This is a genomic window from Thioclava arctica (genome assembly GCF_040892615.1).
Taxonomy (GTDB): Bacteria; Pseudomonadota; Alphaproteobacteria; order Rhodobacterales; family Rhodobacteraceae; genus Thioclava; species Thioclava arctica.
This window is the reverse complement of record NZ_JBFRYC010000002.1, coordinates 247,049-272,579: the sequence shown is the minus strand read 5'-3', so window position 1 is coordinate 272,579 and position 25,531 is coordinate 247,049. Positions and strand designations below refer to the sequence as shown.

The 25,531-nt window shown below is 60.6% G+C and carries 5 protein-coding genes; all 5 read left to right on the top strand.

The window, feature by feature from the left end:
- The first annotated feature begins 280 nt into the window (after positions 1–280).
- Positions 281–985: a hypothetical protein gene (locus tag AB4874_RS04100; protein WP_368391041.1), complete on the top strand. Its 705-nt coding sequence runs from the start codon at positions 281–283 to the stop codon at positions 983–985.
- Positions 985–1,674 (top strand): hypothetical protein, encoded by a 690-nt coding sequence (locus AB4874_RS04095; RefSeq protein WP_368391040.1) that lies wholly within the window; start codon positions 985–987, stop codon positions 1,672–1,674. The genes AB4874_RS04100 and AB4874_RS04095 overlap by 1 nt, the downstream gene beginning before the upstream one ends.
- On the top strand, positions 1,674–22,268 hold the full coding sequence (locus AB4874_RS04090; protein ID WP_368391039.1) for a leukotoxin LktA family filamentous adhesin: 20,595 nt from the start codon (positions 1,674–1,676) through the stop codon (positions 22,266–22,268). The genes AB4874_RS04095 and AB4874_RS04090 overlap by 1 nt, the downstream gene beginning before the upstream one ends.
- Positions 22,269–22,335: 67 nt before the next feature.
- On the top strand, positions 22,336–23,970 hold the full coding sequence (locus AB4874_RS04085; protein WP_368391038.1) for a ShlB/FhaC/HecB family hemolysin secretion/activation protein: 1,635 nt from the start codon (positions 22,336–22,338) through the stop codon (positions 23,968–23,970).
- A gap of 384 nt (positions 23,971–24,354) precedes the next feature.
- A complete protein-coding gene (locus AB4874_RS04080) occupies positions 24,355–25,461 on the top strand; it encodes an ABC transporter substrate-binding protein (protein WP_368391037.1) in 1,107 nt (368 codons plus the stop codon).
- Positions 25,462–25,531: the final 70 nt, after the last annotated feature.

The following is a 25,531-nucleotide window of genomic DNA, read 5'->3' as shown; positions in this document are numbered from 1 at the left end:
GGCGCGGCTTGCAAGTGCGTCTATTAGGCAAATTGTCGCAGGTGAGCGCTGCTAATTCGGCCATGGAATCGCTGTCTTCACAATGCGAATCATTTGCAGTCTGCAAGGTGTCGCCGCGCATATCCTGCGTGTTCTCCCGTCAGTCTTCGAGAATTTTGCGTGCGGCTAAGCTGCGCGCGGAAAGCTGAGCGTGATGTGCAATTTAGCCATCACGCCCCGTCCAAGTGACACAAGCCGGGCACGTCTGCTCGGAGCCATAGTATTGACCCAAGAGGAACATATGTCGTTTCGCCGAAAATTTTCTGCCTCCCGCCCCCTCCTTGTCGCGCTTGGAGTGGCGAGCTTTCTTGCGACCGCAGCGGTGACTCCCGCGTTCTCGGATACCGCGACTGCAGCCCCGTTGCCAAAACCTGAAGCCTCGGCCGACGCGCGCGCCACGATCACGGTTGATGGGTTTCGTTCGGCTAAGTTCGGGATGGTTGAAAAGGCGGTTCGCGCAGCGATCGCAAAGGATTTCGCCACGAAAGAGGACAAGATTCAGGCCGGAGAAAACGCCGTCGAGCGGACTCAGATCTTGACCATCGAAGTGCCCAATCTGATCCCCGAGGGCGGGATGGCCCAAGTGTCTTATGTGTTTGGATATTCATCCAAAAAACTGATCCAAGTGGGCGTCACCTGGAGCGGCAAAACTGATCCGAAGATGACGGCGAAGATGCTGTATGACAACGGCGACGTGCTGCGCAGTCATTTCATGGCCGAGGCCTACGCACCCGAAACGATCAAGACGAATGTCGCTTTGCCCAACGGAATTCTGATGTTTCGCGCGGCCGATAGCGATAACCACGCGACGCTTTTGCTGCTGCAGGGGACTTTCACGACTGGCGATGACGGGCGCAAGACGCTGACACCGGCCAGTCTTGATTTGCTGTATTCGGCTGACCCCAACGCCCCTGATATTTTCAAACTCCCGGAAGGGTCTTTCTAATGACCAAAACAGCCAATACCACGAAATCCAGCAGCCAGCCGATCGAGGTTGATGCGGAGTTGTCGCAAGCCGACGTGTCGCCCGAGACGACCGTCGCTCAGCCCGAGACCGAGGCCCCCGCCCAAGAGGGCGCGCAGGAAACAAGCGTGGTCGAGGGGTTCCGCTCGGCGCGCTTCGGGATGGATGAAGCGGCGGTGCGCGCCGCGATCCTGTCGGATTTCGAGATCAAGGATGATGCGATTCAAACCGGGGAACACTCGGTCGAGCGCACGCATATTCTTACGGTTTCGGTGCCAAACCTGATCCGGCACGGTGGGATTGCGCAGGTCTCCTACGTCTTTGGCTACCTGACCAAAAAGCTGATCCAGGTGGGTGTCACCTGGAGCGAAAAGACCGACCCCACGATGACCGCGTCGATGCTGTATGAAAACGGCGAGTTGCTGCGCAATCATTTCATGGGCGAGGCCTACGCGCAGAATTCGATCAAGACCAATGTTGTCATTGGCAGCGGGATTTTGATGTTCCGCGGTGTCGATGCCCAAGATCACGTGACGCTGTTGCTGCTTCAGGGCGCATTCTCGGCAGGGCAGGACGGGGGCAATACGCTGACGCCCGCCAGTCTTGATCTGCTTTATTCGGCTGCCCCTAACGAGCCTGATATCTTCAAGCTCCCTAAAGGATCATTCTAATGTCCCATCGGGCCCATCGTCGTCGTTCCCGCCGTATCAAGACTGTGGTTCAGCCTCAGTTTGCGGCTTTCGCACATGGGCCCGAACCAACGCATCGCTCGCTTGGCGAAAGTCTGCGCTTTGGCGTCGGCACGATCGCCCTTGGCGCAATTGCTGCGCTGGCAGGCAGCGGAAGCGTTTTTGCGCAAGATGCGGTTGCGACTGGCAATACGATCATCACGGATGGCCGCACCAAAACGACGGTGACGGTCAATGGCAGCCAAACCGGGATTACCACCGCAACAATCTCGCAAAACACTGGCTATAACTCGTTTAGCAAATTCGAGCAGAGCGCGGGCACCACGGTAAACCTGTATCTGCCCGACGGCACCGGAAACCTTGTCAATATCGTGCGCGACGGGCCGGTGATGATTGATGGCGTGCTGAACTCCTATAAAAGTGGCCAGATCGGCGGCAATGTCTTTTTCTCGGATTCTCATGGCTTTATCGTGGGACAGTCCGGGGTGGTCAATGTCGGCTCCCTGACGGTCAACACGCCGACCGACAAGTTCCTGGAATCCGTGATTGGCGCGGATGGCACGATCAATCAGGATGCCGCGGGCAAGTTGATGCGTGGCGAGATCCCGCTGTCATCGTCGGGGTTCATTTCGATCTCGGGCGTGATCAATGCGCAAAATGGCATTACGCTGGATGGTCAGAACGTAACGCTGACCGGGCCGACCGGGAGCCGCGTAACGGCCGATCAACTGACCCAACGCCAGCGTTTTGACGCGACGGTGAATTCCAGCGGCCTGAGCGAAGGCGGCGCGATGGTCAGCCGCAATGGCGTCATTTCGATCGTGGCGGCTGGCAATGCCAATATTCGCGGCAAGGTCCGCGTAGGGGCAAGTGCCTCGGGCAAGGGCGGCAAGATCAACATCAAATCGGGGGGCGACACGACCCTCGCGCCCACCGCGGAACTCAGCGCTGATGGTGCGGGCAAGGCAGGTATCGGCGGCACGATCGTGGTCTATGCTGGCAGCTCACTTTTCGCCCAGACCGGGGCGGTGGTGTCTGCCCATGGCGCGGGAAGCGGCGCGGGTGGTTTTGTCGAACTGAGCGGCAAGCACGCTGAAATCGGCGCGGTTGTGCTTGATCTTCTGTCCGATACCGGGGCGGGTGGCACGCTTTTGATCGACCCGATCGACGTAACGATCACGGCTGGAAATTCGATCCTGAACGCAGGTGTGAATACGTCAATTCTAGCCGATAATTCGATCACCATCGAGGCCGGTGGCAGCATCGACACGACGCTATCGGGCGGGGCTTCGGGCGATATCACGCTAACCGCGCCGACGATCAGTGTGGCTGCGGGCGGATTGCTGAACGCGCAAGCGCTTGGCGGCGGCACTGCGGGCACTGTGACGCTGAACGCGACGCAAGCCACGGGCGGAACGGCCCAAATCACCATCGCTGGCGAAGTCCGTGGTGGTGATGTGAATCTGCTGGCCAGTTCCACGGCTGCGCCCTTGACGATCTTGGCCTCAACGCCAACAGCGAACGCGGCCGTCTCGATTGATGGCGGAACAATCACCGCTTCTGGCGCTTTGACGGCGCGGGCCACGGCTTCGACGGCGGCTACGGCCGCCAATTTGCCAATTGGCGTTGTGGTTACCAATGTCAGTGCCTCGGTCGATGTTATCGGTGGCGCAAATATCCAGGCCGCCAGCGCCGATCTGTCTTCTATCGCAACCGCCGACAGCCAGATCGCGACCAAGTCCCTGGTTCCCGCTAATTCCAGCGCCGATGGCGCGGTAGCCGTTTCGACGGTGAACAGCTCGGCCACGACCCATATCGGCACCGCCGATCTGATCATCGCGGGGGCGGCCAGCTTGGGCGCAACCAACACGGTCACCAGCCATGCGGATGCCACGCCCGTCGCCGCCGCATTTGGCGCAAGCGTCGCCGTCAGCGTGGTCAAGGCGATTACCGAAGCCACGGTCGATGCCTCGGGCTATATCCGCGCTGACAGCCTGTCGCTTGATGCGATCAGCGCAACCGATAGTGTGGCCACTGCCGCAGCGACTGCGGGCGGCGCATCAGAGCCCCAAGCGGGCAGTGAGGCTGCGACCTATCTCGATGATCCCGAATATCAGCCCTATGAGAGCACATCTGAGGGCAAAGTGTCGGTTGTCGGTGCCTTTGCACTGTCGGATCTGACATCGACCACCACGGCCAGCATGACGTCCGATCGCGCCTCGGACATCACCGCGGGCGCCGCGATCCGCACGCAGACCTCCAATAGCGCCGATGTGACGGCTGACGGGTCGGCGCTGGACTCGAATGTTGGTGTAGGTGTGGCGGTCGGCATCAACTTGGCGAAAGTGCAAAATAACGCCACTTTGGGCGGTCAGGGCATCACTGCGGGCAGCCTCGATCTGAGTGCGCAGATGCGCGCGGGTGGGGCCAACAGCTTCGTCACGCACACCACGTCAGGCGCAGGCGGAACCAGCGTCGGAGTCGCCGGGTCGCTGGCCGTGAACCTTGTCGACACGCAAAGCCAAGCCAGCGTCACAGCCACGGGTCCCGTCGCGATCAGCGGTGGCGATGTGGGAATCCGTGCCACGGATGACTCGGTCTCGACCGCCAGCGCGATTCCCGACACCACCGGGGCGACGGGCAATGTGGGCGTTGGGGCCTCGGTTGCCAGCAATATCGTGGCCAACCGGACCATCGCAAGCGTGGCAAACGGCACGAGCATCAGCACCCCTGGATCGCTGACGCTCTCAGCCGATTCAGTGCACGCGATCACCACCACGGCCGAAGCGGGTTCGAGCGGCGGGATTTCCGTCACGCCGGCCCTGGCGCTTTCACTGGTGAACAACACCACCACAGCACAGCTTGGCACTGGCACATCGGTGCAGCAGTCTGCGGGTGATATCAGTATTTTGGCGAGCCAGCAGGCAACCGAAAACACGACGGCCTCGGGCACCGCTGCGGGCAGCAAGGCCGCGATTGGGGCGGCTGTCGCGGTCGCGCTTGTCAATGATCGCGTCTCGGCAACCACGCTGCGCGATCTGAACGCGGTTGGCAACGTAAGCTTGCGCAGCTGGGGGGCCTCGCTGAATACGCTTGAGGCCACGGCGAGTGCCTCTGGCGCTGAGGCCGCAGAAGAGAACGGCGACGCTGCGCCCGGGCAGGACATCAATGTCGATAGCACGGTCACAAGCAACCTGACCCATGCCTCTGATCAGCAAGACAGCGCTGGGGTTGGCGATAGTGAGCAACAGCAAGCCAGCGCAGATGGTGCCGCCGATGAAAGCGGGCGTTCGGCCTCGACGGGTGAGGGCAAGGTCACGGTTGCCGCCGCGGTGGGCGTGAATGTCCAGACCGCATCTGTCAGCGCTGGCGTGCCCGATGGGCGTTCGATCACCGCAGGTGGCGCGCTGAGCGTTGAGACTGCGAATAACACGACCGGATCGGTCACGACGGACGGGACCGCCGTGGGCGATACGCCTGCTGCCGTTGGCATTGGTGCCGCTGTCGCGGTCAACGTGGTGCATACCAAAAACGATGCCACCTTGGGTGATGGCACGGTGAACGCGACCTCTGTCACTGTTTCGGCGCTCAAGCTGGATGTGGCAAAGCTGGTCGCGGGTGATCCTGCTGATGCGCTTGGCGATACCTATCTTACCAGCGCCACATCGGGCGCGGGGGGCTCGAAGGTCGGGCTGGCCGGATCGCTGGCGCTGAACCTTGTCGATACGCAAAGTCAGGCCACCATCGCCGATAACGCGACGGTGACGCTGACGGGCGGCGATCTGACGCTGAGCAGCGATAACGAGACGACTACGACCGCCACCGCGCTGCCTGATGAAACGGGCGCTGCGGGGGGCAAGGTCGGGATTGGCGCTTCGGTCGCGATAAATATCGTTGCCAACCGCTCGACGGCCACTCTGGGCGATGGTGCCGCGCTAAACGGGGCGGGGGGCATCACCCTTTCGGCCAGCGCCGTGCACGATATCACCACCACCGCCGAGGCCGGATCTTCGGGCGGTGTGTCGATCACGCCGGTGGTTGCGCTTGCGATGGTGAACAACACGACCATGGCACAGCTTGGTACGCAGCTGGCGGGCGTTACGACCTCGGGTCAGGTCACCATTGCCGCGATTCAGCAAGCCAGTGCGACGACGTCTGCCAAAGGGCAGGCTGCGGGCGGCACGGCGGCGGTTGGCGCGGCCTTGGCGCTGAACCTTGTGAATGACACGGTCACCGCGACCACCAATCGTAACATCTCGGCGGGTGGCGATGTGACCATTTCCGCCGCAGGGGCCTCGCTCAACACGCTGAGCGCCGAGGCAAGCGCCTCTGGCGGTGCCCCGGCTGATGAGTCCGGCAATGCCGAAGCCGGTCAGGACGCCACCGTGGATGACACGGTCGATGGCCAATTGAGCAGCGCACGCGATCAGCAAGACGCATCGGGCGTTGGCGACGCCGAACAGCAGGGCGCGACCGATACGGCAGCCTCTGAAAACCACTCTGCCGAGACCAGCCAAGGCAAAGTCACCGTTGCGGCGGGCGTTGCGGTGAACATCCAGAACGCCACCGTTCTGGCCAGCGTTCCCAACGATATCAGCATTTCCTCGCCCACGGGCGCGCTCAAAATTCTGACCGCCAGCAACACTGATGGTAAAGCCACGACCAACGCCTCTGCGGTTGGCGAAGAGGGCGCGCAGGCGCAGGTCGGGATCGGCGCTGCGGTTTCGGTGAACGTGGTCCACGCGGTCAATGACGCGACGCTGGGGGCTGCAACCCATGACGTCAAAAGCCTTGAGATTTCAGCAAGCAAGTTGGATGTGGCATCGCTGGCCGCAAATCCCGCAAGCTTGGCGACCCGCGCAGACAGCTATCTTGCCAGTGCGACCTCGGGGGCGGGCGGCTCCAAGATTGGTATCGCCGGCGCGCTGGGGCTGAACCTGATCGACACGCAAAGCGTCGCCAGCATCGCTGATGATGCCATTGTGACGCTGCATGGCGCGGTGTCGATCACGGCGGACAACCAGACCAAGGAAACCGCCAAGGCGCTGCCGGTCGAGGGCACAGCAGGGGGCACTTTTGGATTGGGGGCTTCGGCTGCGATCAATATCGTCGGCAATCGTTCGATTGCTAAGATCGGCGATAACGTGACGCTTAACGATGCAGAGTCCTTGACCCTCAAGGCGCAGGCCGAGCATGAGATCGAAACCGAGGCCGAAGCGGGCGCTTCGGGCGGTGTCGGGATCGTGCCTGTGCTGTCTCTGGCGCTCGTCACCAACACAACAAGCGCCACAATTGGCAGCGATCCCAGCACCTTGACTGTTGTCGGTGAAGTCGCAGTCGAGGCCGAGCAGAGCGCGACCGAGACGACCTCGGCTTCGGCAAAAGCGGCGGGATCGAAGGCGGCTGTCGGTGCGGCGCTTTCGCTGGCGCTGGTGACCGATAAGGTTGTCGTGTCGACGGGGCGCTCGATTACGGCGACGACGGGTGATGTGACCTTCAAGGCCGCAGGTAGCTCTGCGGGGACGCTTACGGTCACGGCCGGGGCCTCGGGGGCCGCTGGCGCAGACAGCAACGATGAATCCAGCGATGGCGAAGGCAATGTCGATGACCGGGTCACGGGACAGCTCGATTTTGCCAAGACCACGCAATCTGACAGCAATGTGGGCGATGCCGATCAGCAGGCCGGAACGACAGAGACTGCCAATCAAGATCACTCGGCGAGCACGAGCGAAGGCAAGCTTTCGGTAGCCGCCGCGATTGGTGTGAATGTGGTGACGTCTTCGGTCAGTGCGGCGTTGCCGGATGGCCAGAATATCACGGCGGGTGGTCGTCTGACGGTCTTGGCGATCAATGCCACGGATGGGTCGGTTACGGCCGATGCAAGTACGGCAGATTCCAAAGTGTCGATCGGGGCCGCCGCTGCGGTCAACGCGATCACCTCAAGCAATGTCGCAAGCCTTGGGGCTGCGAATTACAGCGCCGATGGTGTGACGGTTTCCGCGCTCAAGGCCGCACCGCTGGACACGCCGCATGTCGATACATTCATCACCGACGCCAAGTCGGGCGCAGGTGGCACCACGGTTGGTCTTGCGGGCGCATTGGCGCTGAACCTGATCAACTCTTCAAGCGAGGCTACGGTTTCGGGCAGCGCGATTGTGAATGCGAACGCGGGTGCCTCGACGGTTTCCGCCGATCAGCAGATGGTGGCCAATGCCAGCGCCACACCGGTTGATGATAGTGCGACCACCGGCGGCAAGGTCGGAATTGGCGCCTCGGTGGCGCTGAACCTGATCACCACCGACGCCATCGCCGAGATCAAGGATGGCGCGGCCTTCAATAACGGGGCGGGCATTTCGGTGCTGGCCAATTCCGACATCTCGACCGAAACCGAGGCCAAGGCAGGCTCTGAGGGCGGCATCGCGATTGACGCGGTGGTGGCACTCGCGCTTTTGGATCAGACGACGCGCGCGCGCATCGGAACCGGCAACGCGATCAACACGGCGGGCGATGTCACAATTGCGGCCACCAATAGCGGCGAAAACACTGCGACGGGCACGGGCGAGGCCAAGGGTGGCAAGGTCGGCGTCGGTGCGGCGGTTGCGGTGATTGCAGGGGGCGGTGACAAGGCGACCGATCTTAAGAATACTTCCGCGACTTCGGCAGAGCTTGCACGCAACTTGATGGCGGATTCGCTTGAAATTTCAGCGGAATCCACGCGCAGCTATGAGGCCTATGCCGATGCCAGCGCAGGCGGTGGCAAAGACAAGGAACCTTCGCAAACCTCTGATGCCGAAAGCACGAAGACCCTTGATGAGACCAAGAATTACCAAAAAGGGACCGACGGGTCGGACCAAAAAACCGGCAAGGGCGGGGCCAAGGTCACTGTCGCGGCGGCCGTTGGGGTCGCAGCAGCGCAAGATGCCGTCACCGCCACGCTGGGTGCGGTCACGGTCTCGCTGAGCAACGATCTGACGGTGTCGGCGCGCAACGAAACCAATATCGCGACCAAGGGTGACGGGGCTGCGACAGGCGCACAGATCGGCGTGGGCGTGGGCGTCGCGCTGAGCATTTCCAACAATAGCGCCACGGCGCAAATCGCTGATGGTGCGACGATTGCGCGCGCGGGCGAGATCAATGTGACGGCCGATAGCAGCCAGAACATGGCGCACGAGGCGGGTAAGACCGATTTCCTCAACGGCTTGTCTGCGCTGGCATATGCCGGGGCATCTTCGAAAAAAGTCAGTGTTGCCGGGGCCTTGGCGGTTGACGTGTCCAACACAACGACTGCAGCCTTGATCGGTGACAATGTCACCATCGGCAGCCTGAGCCGCGTCGGTGCGGTCAATGTCACTGCAGATAACGCCAGCCGAATGAGCGCGAAATCCACAAGTGTCGCGCGTTCCAGCGGTCAGGCGGGGATTGGCGCCTCGGTTGCCGTTGTCGTTTCGGACAACAGCTATACCGCCAATATCGGTGCGGGCACGTCGCTGACCTCGGGGGCGGTCAAGGTCGCCGCAACCAACAAGAAAATCGACCCCACGGTCGCGTTCAACTTTACCGACCTCAAAGATTTCCAAGAGAATATCGTCAATCAGCCGCTCTTTAGCACGGGCAATTATTACACCGAGGCGATTGGTGGCGCGCAGGCGAGCAAAGTTGCCGTTCAGGGCTCATTCTCGGTCATGGTGTTCTCGGATGACACCTCGGCGGCCATTGGCAAAAGCCTGACGACCCCCGCAAGCACGGCAGCCACCAGCGTTGACGCAAATGGCGGGAATGTCACGATCTCTGCGAAGAATGCGCTGGATGCCAAGGCGCTTTCGGGCGGTGTCGCGCTTAGCAGCAAGGTTGGTGTGGGCGTTTCCAGTTCAGTGGTCTCCAGCACGGGGAAAACGACCGCGCAACTGTCGGCAGACGGGCAATTGATTGATGCGGGTGCCGTCGATATTTCGGCCGATGGCGCGCAATCGATCAAGGTGATCGGCGTCAGCGCGGCGGCTGGCAGCAATGTGGGCGTGGCCGGTGTGGCGAGCGTTCTGGTCTCTGACAGTGACGTCGAGGCCCTGGTTGGGGCAGGGGCGCGTATCGCGGCTTCGGGCGATGTCTCGGTGCTGGCGAATAACGGTTTCGACAATCTCAGCGTCGCGGGTGGCCTTGGGATTGGTGGCAGTGCGGGAATCGGGGCCGGGGTCTCGGTTGTCACAATCAACAATGTGACGCGGGCCGCCTTGGCCGATGGCACGAGTGCCGCGAACGCGGTGCAAATCTCGAAATCGGGTGCGCTGAATATTGCCGCCAGTGCCAGCGAAACCGGCAAGACCTTTGCGGTGGCTGGGGGCGCGTCGCAAAGTGTTGGCGTCGGGGTGGGGTCTGGCACCTATGTGCTTGATACTACGACCGAAGCGCAGATTGGCACCTACGCCCAGATTGGCCAAAGCGGAACCGTCGGGGATGTGTCTGTCACGGCGAGCGATGACACGACGCTTGACACGTTCCCCGGAGCTGTCGGGATCGGCGGCTCCGTCGGTGCGGGCGCGGGTGTGGCTGTCGGCGTTCTCGGCAAGACCGTTTCCGCCACGATCGGCGATAATGCCGCCGTCACGGCCAACGATGTTGGGGTTAGCGCGCAAAGTCGCGAAGCGGCCAATACGATCGCACTTAGTGCGGGTGTGAGCCAAAGCGCCGGTCTGGCCGGTGCTGTCGCAGTCTACACCATCGAAAACACCACGACGGCGCGCATCGGAGAAAGCGCCAAGGTCTTTGCCAATGACGACGTGGCCGTACTGGCCAATGATTTCGCCACCGTGGATTCACTGGTGGGCTCGGCCGGGGTTGGCGGCAGTGCTGGTATCGGGGCGTCTGTCGGAATCGTCATCATTGACAACACGACCCATGCTGTGATTGCGGATCTCGCACAGGTGACCGCGCTGGGGAATGGGGCTGGAGTTACCTATGTGTCTGATTTTGATACAAGCTTCACGGCATTCGCGGATAACTTCCAAGGCGCGGAGCTGCCCGATTGGGATAGTTCCACCGGCTTGACCGCGGCGAATGCAAGCTCTGCCAGCACTGTCGGTTTGACGGCTGCGGATGCGCGCGACACGGGCATTTCGTTGCTGACCAAAACGCGCAATTCCACGGCCCATTCGCAGACCGCGCATGGCGTTGTGGTCAATGCGGCCGCCTCGAATGCAGTGCGCTCGCTTGAGGTTGGCTTTGGCGGTGCGGGCACTGCGGCGGTCGCTCTTTCGGGCAACGTGCCGCTGATCACCTCGGACACGCAGGCGAGCATTGGCGCGGCGCAGATCAACAAGCTGGCGGGGGCGGTGAACGCCAATCAGGGCGTGACGGTTGCCGCTGCAAGCGACACTTACGATCTTGGCATTGCCGGGGCGGTTGCCCTTGGCGGGAGCGTTGGAGCGGGTGCGGGCGTCACGGTCGCGATGGTGAATAGCACCACGAAGGCGACGGTCGATACGGGCGCGACCATGGCGGCCCAGGGCGATGTTGCTGTGACGGCGCGCGCTCAGGCAGATTTTGGCGCCTTCTCGGCGGCGGCGGCGGGGTCAGGCACTGTTGCGCTGGCGGGCGGTGTTGGCGTCATTTCGGTGACCGATGTGACGACGGCCGAACTTGGCGGCACCACGGTGGCGGGTGGCAATGTGCAGGTTCTGGCGGATGATCAGACGCGCGTGGCCTCGATGAACGGTTCGGTTTCGGTCGGGCTTGGCGCGGCCGGGGTTGGCGGTGCCATCGGTGTGCTGTCGATCAACAAGACCACGACGGCTGATATCGCGGCAAATGCCGATGTGACGGCGCTTGGCAATAGCGCCAACAGCTTTGCGGGTTACACCGGGACCAATATGACCTCGACCATGGCGGCGCGCGGGATCAACGTCGCGGCGACCTCGGGCGAGAGCAACCTGTCGATTGCCGCTTCGGCATCGGGCGGGCTGTATGCCGGGATCAGCGGTGTCGTGACGGTGCAGCTGCAAAATATCACGACCACGGCCAATATCGGGGCCAATGCGCAGATCAACCAGAATGTGGCGCAAGCGGGCGCCTCGGGTGCGCAAGATGTGATTGTGACGGCGCGCGATACGTCGATCTCCAACGTCTATGCCGGTGGCCTTGCCGTTGGTTTTGTCGGGCTTGCGGGCACCGTGGATGTCGGTGTGATCAAGACCACGACCAGCGCGAGTGTCGCTGACAATGTCACCATGACGGCGAAGAATGATATTCTGGTTAATGCGTTGTCCAACAAGGCAGGCAACTCGGTTATCGTGGCGGGCGCTGCGGGGGTTGTGTCGATCGGGGCTGCGATCGCGGTGTATGACTATGGCAACGGGATCACCCCGGGCGGTGAGGCCGATGACAAGATGAGCGATGCCAGCGATGGCAAATTCACGCTCAATGATATCACCGATCAAGCCAGCGGTCAGACCAATGACAACTCTGGGGCCGGTGTGAGCAGCCTGTTTGCAAGCAGCGATACCGACAGCCATGTGAAAGACGCAAGCACACGCGCACAGACCGCGCGCGAGGCGATCACGCTCGACACTGCGCCAAGCACGGGGCTTTCGGTTCCGGCGGGCACCTCGGCCAATATCGGACGTGCCAATATCACGGCAGGAAACGCGCTGGGCGTGCGCAGCTATGACGCGCTGAACACGACCTTTACGGCGGGGGCTGCGGCGGCGGGTGTCGCCGGGGTTGGCGCGGGCATCGTGGTGCAAAATGTCGATACGACGAACACCGCGCAGCTTTCGGGAGCGGCCAATATCTCTTCGGCGGGGCTGACGCTGAATGCGCAGACCCTTCATGCGCTGAAGACGAATGCTGTGGTGGGGGCTGCCGGTGGGTTCGGGCTGGCCGCGGCTGTTTCGGTTATTTCCGATGATTCAGATACTTACGCCTATATCAACGGGGCGAACATCGCGCTGAGCGGTGCGGCTGCCGTGAATGCCACCTCGACGCGCACGATTGATGTCAAATCCTTGGGGCTGTCGTTCGGAATTTCGGGCGCGGCAGGGGTTTCGGTCGCGAAAGCAAGCATCGGCGGGCAAACCAAATCCGCACTTGGGGCGGATGCGTCAGGGGCGACAAGTGATCAGGGCGTCACCATCGGGACCGATGTGTCGCGCAGCGCAAGCGTGGCGCTTGGCGCCTCGTCGAATGATGGCGTCATTTCCAAGACGGTTGCAGCAGGGGGCGGTATTGGCGCGGCTTTGCAGGGCGCGGTTTCCACGGGGAATGTGACCACCACGGTCGCGACCGAGATGAACGCGGCACAGATCTACACCAGCGGCGCGATCGCAAGCACGGTCAGCGCCAATAACAGCGCCTCGACCGATGCGGGGGGCGCGGCGCTTTCGGGTGGCTTGGCTGCGGGCGTTTCGCTGGCCCATTCCACGCTCAAGGCGACACTGGCCAATGACGTTCACGGCGGCTCGGTTCTGGATGGCGGCTCGGTCAACATCGCGACGACGATCACCGGAGGCAGCAACACGGCAGATGCCGTTGCGGTTGCAGGGGCTCTCGTCGGGCTGGCGGGCAGCGACGCCCAAAGTCTGAATGACTCCAAGGCCGAGACGAATGTCTCTGGCAGCACCATCAATGCGAGCGGTCTGGTCGAGATCAAGGCCAATTCCACAACACATCAAACTGCGGATGCGACCGGCTATGTGTTTGGAATCGCAGCCCTTGGCAGCAACAACGCCAAGTCAACATCTGCGACCGACACGCGCGCCACAATGAGCGACATGAATGGGGTCACCGCAGGGAACCTCACCGTCGCGGCGAATGGGACCGATAGCAACTTTGCCACGGCCGTTGCGGGCTCGGGCGGGGTGGTCGCGGGGGCCGCGTCCAAGGGTGTGACATCGGCGACCGGCACGACCGAGGCCTATATCGACACCAGCTCGGCCAGCCATAAATTCCTGATCAGCGTGATCAACGGTCTTGTTGATATCAACGCCACCCATAGCGCAATTTTCGGCGGCTCTGTGGATAGCACGCAAGCCTCGCTTGTTGGGGCCAGCGGCGCTTTGATGGACCATACGGTCAATACCGATGTAAATGCCTATCTGGGCGACAATGCTTGGGTGCGCGCGGCCAAACTTTCGATCAAGGCCGCAAGCAAAGCGCATAACTTCTTCTTGGGTCAAACGGCGTATTCGCTGACCGACGCGGTGATTCCTGCTTTCAATGCCGATAACGCTGCTTGGAACGTGGATTCCGGCTCGGGCGGTTTGTTGAACCTGCCGGCGGGCAAGGTGAAAGTCTCGGTCACGCAAGACACCCAAGCCAATGTCGGCGCGGATAGCGACATTCGCTTGCTGCTGCCGACTGCGGGCCTCTCGCTGTTGCAGGTCGAGGCTTATAACGAACTGATCACGCATCAAAAAGCCAAGCTGGATTCGGCAGGCGCGATTGCGACCGCGTCTTCGGTGGTCGAACTTGGGGCCACCCAAAACGCGACTGTCAATATCGGCTCAAACGCCACCTTGCTGGTCGATGTGGGCGATATCAATATCGGCGCTTGGAACCAGTCCGAGATGGATGGCCGCAGCGCAGCGACCACCTATGGGGTTGCGGGGGCGCCGGATGGGCATTCCTGGGCCAATCTTGGGGTCGCGAATACGGTCGCGATCGGCACGGATGCCCGCATTGAGGCGAGCGACGGGATCACGCCAGCGGATGGGTCGCTGCCCAGCCACGCGACGGTCAATATCTATGCGGGCCGCAGCCCGACGGGTGCGCGTTCGACGGTGAATCTGCACACCACGATCGATCTGTACAACAATTCCGCCATTCCAATTGCGGGTTCACCCGATGCTCAGGCCAATTTGACCGACAATGCGAGCGTGACGCAGGGCACGTCGGACAATACGAATCCGCCGCCGCTGAAAGGCATTCTGGCTGCGGGCAATATCAGAATCGGCGCGGATCGTGGCGATATCACGCTGTCTGCGGTTGGCACGGGCACCGACATTTACCGTCAGGCTTTGGCTGCAGCGGCGAGTGCTGTAAGCGAATTGTTTGGGGGCGATGAAGTCACCTTTGACTATCACGGTGGCACCACCAGCAATACCGGGACCGGACGTCTCGACCTGAAGGGTCTGGTTGCGACGGGGCTGCAGAAATTCAAATCGCTGACGCTGAATTATGGCGCGTCCTGCGACCCCGCCAACGTCTCGTGCATCGTTATCAGTGGCACGATCGGCGAGAATGGGATCGACCGCAGCACGATCACGGCGGATAATTCGGTGATCATCCAGCGCCTGAACCAGTTGAACCTGCTGATCAAGAATACGCAGGGCGACACGGTCGCGCTTGGCGCATATCAGAACGAAATCAACTTCCTTGAGCAGAAGTTGATCGCACTTGGACTTGGGACGCGCGATGCCAGCGGCAATTTCAGCCTTGTCGCCTATGCGGCGGGCAAGTCGGAAAAGCAGCAGCTGATCGACCAAAAGACCGCCACACAGGTTCAGCTTGATGGGGTCACGACCGGCTTCACCAATCAGGCGACTGTCGTCAGTGACGCGCTGCCAAGCAGTATCGCGGACAGCTATGACAACGGGACGGCAAACGATTATACGTCTTATGTCGCAGCGACGCGTGCTCAGGCAGCGACCTTGTCGGCCTATACGGCCGCCGTCGCGACACCTGCGACCATTCCCGATGGAAGTGGCGGGACCAAGCCGAACCCGGACTATGCCGCAGCCCAGGCTTTGATTGCGGATTACAACACGTATAACGGCAATGTCGCGAATGCGCTGTCGGACGCGACTGGCTATCAATCAACCATCAAGACGAAGCAGGCGGCAAATGAGGCGCTGCAAGCGGATATCACGGGCCTGATCGCGATCATCAACAACCCAAGCTCCACCACGGCACAGGTGAGCACGGCACAGGGGCAGATCGCGACAAAGCTCAACACGATCGTCACCAATAACACCGCGATCAAGACCGCCAGTGACAACCTCGACTCGAAGATGGGTACGATCAATACCAATCTCACGAACCTGACGACACGTGCCAATGGCGGGGCCGTCACGACGGGAGCTGTGAAGAACAATCTCAACGTCGTGGCCAACGCAAAGACATTCGTGGACGCTTGGACGACGGCGCTTGGCTCGGTGAATTCGACGGTAAGCGACCGCGTCTCGACATTGACCGGCAGCACGCCGACGGCTGGCAGCTACACGATCGCGACCTTTGCCACGCAAGCCTCGACTTTGGCCGCGACCATCGCAGATTTGAACGCACAGATTCCGGGGGCTTCGACCGCCCCGGCTGCGGCCCCCTCAACGCCGATGATCACCTTGCATGATGTCGCGGCGCGGCTTGGCAATATTTACCTGTCGGGCAATATCGTGACGGGTGGCGGCACGGGCATTCTGTCTGCCCCCGGCAATGCCGAGATCAACGTGACCAACAACACGGCCGCGTCGCTCAAGGTCAACAATATCACGATGCCGTCCTATGACGCGGGCCATGTCCGGGTGAATGATGTGCTTGTGAATTCGAAGGAAGATGTTGCCGCCTTCGCACCCGGCCAGCCGAGTTCAAGCAACTTCAGTCAGGTTATCACTGGTCTGACAAGCAGTCGGCCAATCGTGACTTTGACGAATAATTACAACCCGACCAGCATCTCTTGGCCCGCAAACCAGCGCGGATTGGCTCCGCCGGATCTGATCGTCAATGGAGTGGTCAACAACGTCGATGGGACGGTCGATCTTACCAGCGAATACGGCAATATCTTTGTCTATGGCGCGATCAATGCCGGATCGGTCAATATTCTGGCGAAGAACGGCGATTTCGTCTCCAGCTATGTCAATGGGTTTGACCATATCGGTGGCGATCCGGCGAGCTTCAACAATCCCAAAAGCGCCGCCGAGGCCGGGATCGGCATTGTTGCGAATGGTGCGATCTCGATCAGCGCGCGCTATCTCAACATCAACAGCACGATCCAGTCGGGCATTGTGGATCTGTCGCTGAATCTGGCGGCGGATCCGACGCTTACGGCGCTTGATCCAATGCAGATCGGCGTCTCGTCAACCGCGATCAAGGCGAAATCTGATGCCTATCGCGCAAGCATTACCGCTGGTGGGACGCCCTCTGCGATCACCACAGTGACCAACAATCAAGGGCAGGTGATCACGCTCAATCTCAACCCGATCGGGCTTGATACCACGGCACTCAGAGCCGCGATTACCGACTATAACGAGGCGATCGCGCGCGATGCTTCGACAAACCCGATCTATGTGATCCCGGTATCGGGCGGCGGCGAGCCGCAGATGATCAACATCAAGGATTACATTAGCGGCACGGGTGTGACCCCACGGCTGGAATTCAAGATCGCGCAGGCAAACGCCTACAAAGCAGCGACAAGCGCCAGCAGTCTTGCCTATCAGGTAGTCGCAAGCCCTGGCGATAATATTGGTGCCAGCTATGACGTTGATAATGCGGAATATGTCGTCAATGGCGCCGAGGTGCATGGTGGCTATATCCAGCTCTATGGCCAGATCCTGAACACCGCTTCAAGCGGCGGACAGCTCAATGTTCTGGACGGCTTCGGGCGGATCAACGTGTCCAATGCCAGCAACATCCCGCTGGTTCTTCAGACGATCGACGCTGGCGCAGATACGAGCGGAACGCTGGGTCGCGGCACTGCCGGGGTGATCGACATCACCGACATTACCCATGTGGACGCGGCATCCCTGCCAACCAAGGTCAACGTCAAACACACTGTTTATACGCGCGATTATGTGCCCGGACAGGCCTCGGGCCAGATCATGGTGGCTACGCAAACCGGGACTTTGGACACGGCGACGGGCATTCCCAGCTATGCGGGGCAAACGCTTTCTCCGGTCGCGGTCAGCGGCGCGGACCGTGCGACAAGCTATGCAACAACCTCCAACCTGCGCTACATCTGGACGACGTCGACAGACTATCGTCTTCAGGTGAATGTGCAGACCAAGAGCCAGCAATTGTTTGGCTCAAGTGCGCTTGAGATCAGCAGCAATACCAGCTTCTCGTCTATCGGCGCGCCGAATGTCCTCGCCGATACGCGCCTGGCTGACGGCACCTATCTGAGCCAAGACTATACGCCGACCGGGACGACTCTGTTCAAAGCCTCTAACGGAACGATCGTGACGAGCAGCGGAACGGGAGCCAGCGCGCCTGCGATCCTGCTCACCAGCCCGACGAACTACACCGAAACGCCCAATAGCAGCCTGAACTTTGACCCCGTCACAGATCCGAATAATCCCAATCAGTTGGTGACGGGTGACTTCTCGTTCAGCGATCCGCGCTCGAGCTACAAGCAGACGGGGCAAAGCAGCCGGAGCTGTAACTGGTGGACGCTGTGTATCGATTCCACGGTTACCACGAGCTACCTGCTGGATCAGTATTACACGACCATCAAGACCTACGCCCTCAAGGCTGATTACCCGATTGCGATCAACTTTATCGGTCAGAATACGGCCGCAGTATCGATCACATCGCCCACGAAAGTGACGCTGAATGGGCCGGTCAGTGCGCGCAACGGGGATGTTGAAATCGCAGCGAACGGGGCGGGTCACTCGATCCTCTCGGGTGATCCGGGGGCGCTGGTAACGGCGCGCCGGGTTGCGCTGACGGCCGGAGGCTCGATCGGGGCCGGTGTGACCGCCCCCGTGCAATTGCGCATGGACGGTGCGGCAAATGGCAACGGCGCGCTGATCGCGACGGCGGCTGCGGGCAATGTCAATCTGAACGCGCCCAATGGCGTTCTCATTCAAAGGGTGACGGCTGCGGGCAATCCCGCTGCGGGCGATGGCCATGTCAACATCAGTGTCGGCAAGGACATTCAAGCCGGGCAGGCGGCGCAGTTCATTGCGCCCAACACCAACCATCCGATCGTTGATACCGCAGCTCTTATTCAAGCGCCGCGCGTGACGCTGAGCGCTGGCAACGGCGCGATCGGCTCGATCGCCAATCCGCTGCAGGTGAACACCGGTTATTCGCTGGCAAATCGCAACTTCGGCGATGCTGTGAACCCCGATCCCGAATATGGGCTCAGCGTTCTGGCGTCGGGCGATATCGGGATCACCGCAAGCGATTGGGGGACGGGCGCGCAGGCTTGGACTGGGAATGCCGATGGCACAATGCTGATTGATCAGGTTGTGTCGCTGGGCGGGGATGTCTTGCTCGACACCACGGGCCAGATCCTTGACAACAACCCGATTCAGACCGTCGATACCCGGACCTATAACGAATTGCTGGGCTATTGGAATTCGCTGGGGCTGATCAAGGGCTCTGCCGAAAATACCGCCAAGGTCCAGCTTGCGATTGACGCTTTTGCGAGCGGTCGCAATGCCGATTACAAAACCTATTGGAAAATCCGTCAAAGCCAGCCCGATAACGGTGCCGCCTATGATCCGACGTTCAATTACACACTCGATCCGACGTCCTTGCAGTATAAAACACTGGTGGATCAGGGCGTGGATATCGCGGATTACCAGACGCAACTTACCGATCAATATCACCGCCTGAACACCGAGGTTGGTGGCCTTACGTCAAGCTACGACGCAGGCTATATCTACAACCCCGTGGATCATCCCGATGATATCGCGGCCCTGAAGCGTGGCTCCACATGGAGCGATCGCCAATTGGCCTTTGCGCTGTCACCGGGGGCTTTGAAGACCGTCACCGGAACCAATCCGGTGCTGAAAGCGCCCAACGTTTCAGGTCACACCGTCACGTTGAATGCGGGCGTTGGTATTGGCGAAACCATCGGTGCGGGCACCAGCACTGTCGGGGTGCTGATCCCGGCGGATCTTGATCCCAGCGCGCTGACGGATGCGCAAAAGATCGCGCTTGCCTCGGCCGAACGGTCTGATCTGATGATCATCGTCGACAAGATCGGTGCTTTGCCAGCATCGCCGAACCAAGCCCAGATCGACGCCTATAACGAGGCCGTTCGCCTAGGGATCCTGAACACGCAGGTCACTGTGCCGCTGGGCTTGGATGAAAGCGCGATGACGGAGATCCAACGTGCCGCCTTGCACGCGGCGGCCAACAAGTTGGTTGCGCAGTCCGATTTGACAATTCAGGTTCTCAACAAGCGTCCCCTGAACTTTGATGCGCAGACCGCGCTCAATGTTGATGTGGCCGGCACGCCCGGCACATTGGATCATGGCACGGCGTACCTGGCTTCGCGTGGCAATGGTCTGCTCGACTCAATCAGAGTTCCCGGAGAGGCCCGGATTCAGGTTGTTGGCCCGATTGCCAATGTTGGCTCGGGTATCGTCGCGACCGGCAATCTGCTGCTAGAGGCGTCGCAGGGTGGCATCGGCACGGGCTTGAACCCGCTTTATCCGACGGGCCCGAGTTTCGCCCCGATGCGTCTTTCACCGCTGAGCGGCGCCACGATCACGGCGCGCGCGCAGGGCGATATCGACCTTGATGTGACGGGATCGGCGGTCATCGACACGATCTACTCGCCGGGCAATGTTACGGTGTCCGCCGATAGCGGCATCACCAATGCCAATGATGATCAACTGATCAACATTCTTGGCACCGATGTCGTTTTGACCACCACAAGCGGCAATATTGGCGCGTCCAGCCGGACGTTGAATGTCGGCACGAACTTTGGGGGCGGGATCACAGCGGCAGCGCCGCTTGGGGCGATCTATCTGTATGGCCCGGCAAGCAGCAGCTTCGTGATCACCTCGGCACTCGCACCCAACGCAATCTCGCTCTCTTCGGGTGGGGCGGCGGTGATCAACGGGCCAGTGACCACGAACGGGCCGCTGCAATTGACCGTGGGTGGCAAGCTGTCGATCACCGGCAACGCCACCGTGTCCACGACGGCGGGCAACATCCTGACCTCGGCCGGATCGCTGCAGATGTTCAACGGCGCGCGTTTGATTGCGTCCAATGGCAGCGTCGATATCACCACGGATAGTGGGGATGCACTTGTGACGGCGCTGAGCGCGTCGGGCGATGTGACCATCGCGGCCACGGGCCATGTCCTTGCCGGGACCGACCCGGCGCGTGACTTTGACATCGAGACCACCGATGCGGGCGCATTGGTGCAAATCACGTCGGGTGCGGGGATTGGCGATCAGACCAAGATCAACACGACACCGCTGGATTGGCCCTATGACGGGTCGAGCGTGACGGATCCGGTCAGCAATGTTGCCAATGCGCTGATCATCAAGACCGCCAAGATCGCACTAAGCGCCACCGCTGGTGATATCAACGCGATCACGCCGCTTGCGATTACCCAAGCGACACTGAGCGCAGATACCGGCAGCATCGATATCGCTGCGGGCGCCGACTTCCATACCCAGTCGACGATGGCGGGCGCTAATGTCCAGATCGTGACACAGGGCGCCTTGGGCGTGGATGATCTCGGGGCGGGAGCCAACGTCAATCTTGTGTCACACGGGGACATGAACGTTGTGACCCTTGCTGCGGGCACGAAGGGGCCGGGCACTGTCCATCTTGAGACAACCGATGGTGCGCTTGATGTTGGCACCGCGACCAGCACCGGCACGCAGACTTGGCTGGCAAAGAATGACGCCACCTTCACGCAGATCACGACGACGGGCGCATTGCCCGGCGATCCGGGAGATGTGGATGTGACCTCGGCTGACGGGGCGATCATCGGCGGCTCGATCGACGCGGCTGGAAGTGTCAAGTTGACGGGCAACGGGATCGGCTTTGATACGGTTATTGCCGGGGTCGATGCGGCGATCAATTCAAGCAAGGACATCATCGGAAACCTGCTGGATGTTGGCAACGTCGCTGACTTGATTGCGGGCAGCGATACCTATGCCGGTGACATCCGCATCAACGTGGTCAAGGCCAAGTCGATGTCCTTCGATGCGACGGGCGTTTTGAACCTGCCCGACTTGCAGGTCGCGGATTCGCTGGTCTTGCGGGGTGGAACGGTCACGGCAGGGATCACGCAGGTGCCCAACGGTCCCAACCCGCTGCGCCTGACCCTGACGGGCGGTCGCGGCAGCGTTGGAACCTTGGCGACGATCACCGCCAATGTGCCCGCGGGCCTTGATATCGGCGATCTGTTCTTCGTGGACACGACGATCGACACCACGGCAAAGGATGTGAGCATTGCTAACGCCTACGTGCCGGGCTCGCTTTGGGTGCGCACGCCGCTGCAAACGTTGCTGTTTGACAACCGCACGCCGCGCCCGCATTACAATGCGAATGTGCAGTATTTCGAGCCGACCTACGCCTTTGCGCTTGATTTGAAAGGCTATGCAAGTACCTCGGACGCCTATGTGGTTCAGTATAATGTCTCGCCCGACGCTACCAACGAGCTTGAGTTGCTGGACTTCCCGGGCGCAGGCCTTGTGCGCGATACGATCCGGGTGATGCGCAATGGCGTGGATTGGGGATATGGGCCGGGCACGCCGTTCTGGGCGTTCTACAAGCAACAGCCACGCACCAGCACGGTCTATACGGACGGAGAAAAAGTCTACATCGACGGTGTGGCCCATGATATTGGGCTGGTCGGCGGACAGGGACCCGCGGTGCAACTTGGCAGCGCGCAATGATCAAACAAGAATGGGGAGCGGCGCGGTGAGAGCACAACATAAGGCAGGCAGGCACCGCAGATCTCGTTTGGTTGATTTCGGTGCGGCGGGCTTGATTGGGTCGCTGGCACTGATGCAATCGGTCGCTGCGGTAGAGGCGCAAGCGATCAACCCGGCGACGACGATCGAGCAACAAAATGAGCGCCGTGTACAAGCGCTCAGCGCGACGACGCCTTTGTCGGGGCCTGTGGTCATCAGCCCAGCTGCTGCGCGCGGTCAGATGGTTCCGCCCGGTGGTCCGACGGTCTTGCTCAGCAAGGTCGAATTCACCCCCGGATCGGACTTTCTGACGCAGGCGGATCTGGACCCGATCCTTGTCAAATATGTTGGCAAACGGGTCGATTTCTCGCAGATTCAGCACCTCGTTCAAGACGTCAACGACCTTTACACGCGCATGGGGATCGTAACGGCAAGCGCTGTGCTGCCGCCGCAAACGCTTGATCGCGGCTTGCTCAAGGTGCAACTCGTCGAGGGCAAACTTGCCACGGTCGCGGTGAACGGGGCCCAGCAGGTGCCGGCAGATTTCATCTTGCAACGGGTGCAGCTGACGCGGGGCGAAAACACCGTGGATGTGCCCGCTGCCGCCAAGGACATCACGCGTTTCAACAAGGTTTATGATGCGCAGCTGCGTATGTCGCTCCAGCCGGGGGCTGATTTTGGCACCACCGATGTGGCGCTGCAGCTGATCGAGCCGCAGAAAAACCAACTGTCGTTCTTCGTTGATAATCAGGGCGTGCCATCGACGGGCAAGACCGAGCTGGGGATTTTCTATCACCGCTACAGCTTGCTGACGCCCGACGATAATTTTCTTGCCTATGGTACGCATGCCGAGGGCAGTGACTCTGGCACGCTGTCATATGATGCGCCGATCACGCCCATGGGGACGCGTCTGGGCCTGACGTTCAGTCGCTCAAAGATTAACGTGATCAGCGGGCCGACTCAGCCGCTTAACATCTCGGGGCGTTCGGGCTCGCTTGGCGCGACGCTAAACCAGCCGCTGTATATTTCGCCGACATGGTCGCTTTTCGCGATTGGCGGGGCCTCGTATGGAACGTCGAAATCCTTCTCAAACGCGACGCCGCTGGTGGATTCCACGACCAAGGAATACTCGCTGACGCTCAATGCCAGCTACAATAAAGACCGGCTGGCATTCTCGATTTCGCCCCAGGTATCGCGCGCTTTGACCAACGATCATCTCGCGCCGCTTAAGCGTAACATCTCTCTGTTCACCGGCTCTTTCAACGGTTCGTACCAGTTCAAGAACGGGATCGTTCTGATCACCAACGGCGCTTGGCAATATACCGATACCAAGCTTGTTCCGGGCGATCTCTTGTTTCAGGTCGGCGGACCGACGACCGTGCGCGGCTTTCCAAGTGACGCATCGTCCGGCGACAGCGGCTATTACGCCCAGTTCGAATTGCATAAGTCACTTGATATAAAGGGTTTGGCAAAGGGGCTGGATGTGTACGGGTTTGTGGATGCCGGGTCTGTGTATTCGACATTCCCCAAAAGCGTCTTCTTTGCCTCGGCAGGCGCAGGCCTTGCCTATCCTCTGACCCCAAATGCCAAACTCGAGGTTGGGGTTGGCTTCCCACTGCGTCAGGTTGTGGCGAACCAATCTCCCGCGACAGTTTATACCCGTCTAACGGTTGCCGCATTTTAAGGGCACGCGCGTAGCGAAACTGAGGCAGCTTTAGCGCCTCAGTTTCGCTGTGCCGTCGGTTCATGCGCCGAATCGACCCGCTTGGGGCCGAGAAAAATCTAAGTCACTCAACCATTTGGCGAAAACTGCCGTCGCGATCTGTTCAAAATTTGGCAGTGTCAAAAAAAAGTGTTGCTTTGGCGGCGCGAATTGCGAAGCATCTGTCACACGACTTTCACATGACGCCCTTAGTGGCTCATGTGCTTGTGATCCGCGCGTGTCGCGATTGGGCTGAAACCTGACGTAAAAACGAATATCGCTGCGCGTGCGATCAATATCTTCGGGCGAGACACCGGCGGCGATGCTGACCGGGGGCCCGATCAACAACTGGGGAGAAGACCTGACATGACGTCTAAAATCCGACTTGCTCTGAGCGCAAGCGTGGTGGCTTTTGTCGCCAGCGCGAGCATCGCATCGGCTGATAGCCTTGATGCGCTCTACGCTGCGGCGAAAAAGGAAGGCAGCTTGACGACGATCGCGCTGCCCCATTCCTGGTGCAACTACGCGGGCGTGATCGATGGCTTCAAGGCCAAGTATCCCGGCATCACCGTGAACGAGCTGAACCCCGATGCGGGCTCGGCCGACGAAGTTCAGGCGATCCGCGCCAACAAAGATAACAAAGGCCCGCAAGCGCCCGACGTGATCGACGTGGGTCTGTCCTTTGGTCCTGCCGCCAAGGATGAGGGGCTGATCCAGCCCTATAAAGTGTCGACCTGGGACACGATCCCCGACAGCGCCAAGGATGCTGACGGCTACTGGTATGGCGATTACTACGGCGTGCTGTCGTTCGCTGTGAACAAAGACCTCGTGGACAACGTTCCGCAGGACTGGGCCGATCTGCTCAAGCCCGAATACGCTAATTCGGTTGCACTGGCAGGCGATCCGCGCGCTTCGAACCAGGCGATCCTGGGTGTTCTGGCCGCAGGTGTGTCTGCAGGTGGCGCACCGGGCAAAGCCTCGGGCGATGCCGGTCTGAAATATTTTGCCGAGATGAACAAGAACGGCAATTTCGTGCCCGTCATCGGCAAAACTGGTACGCTGGCCCAAGGCGCAACGCCGATCGTGATCGAGTGGGATTACAACGCGCTGGCAGGGCGTGACACGCTGAAGGGCAACCCGCCGGTCGACGTGGTCGTGCCGCAAACGGGTGTGGTCGCTGGCGTCTATGTGCAGGCGATCTCGGCCTATGCGCCCCATCCCAATGCTGCGAAACTGTGGATGGAATATCTTTATTCCGACGCAGGACAGCTGGGCTGGCTGAAGGGCTATTGCCACCCGATTCGCTTCAACGATCTGGCCAAAAACGGCAAGGTTCCCCAAGAGATGCTGGACGCGATGCCCCCCGCTGAGGGCTATGCCAAAGCGATCTTCCCGACGCTTGATGAGCAGGCCGCGAACAAGGAAGTCGTGACCTCTGGTTGGGACAGCGTCGTCGGCTCTAACGTCCAGTAAGGCGTTGAGCGTAATAACCCGCCCCGTGCCATCCGGCGCGGGGCGGGTCACTTTGATTCGAAAGATACCA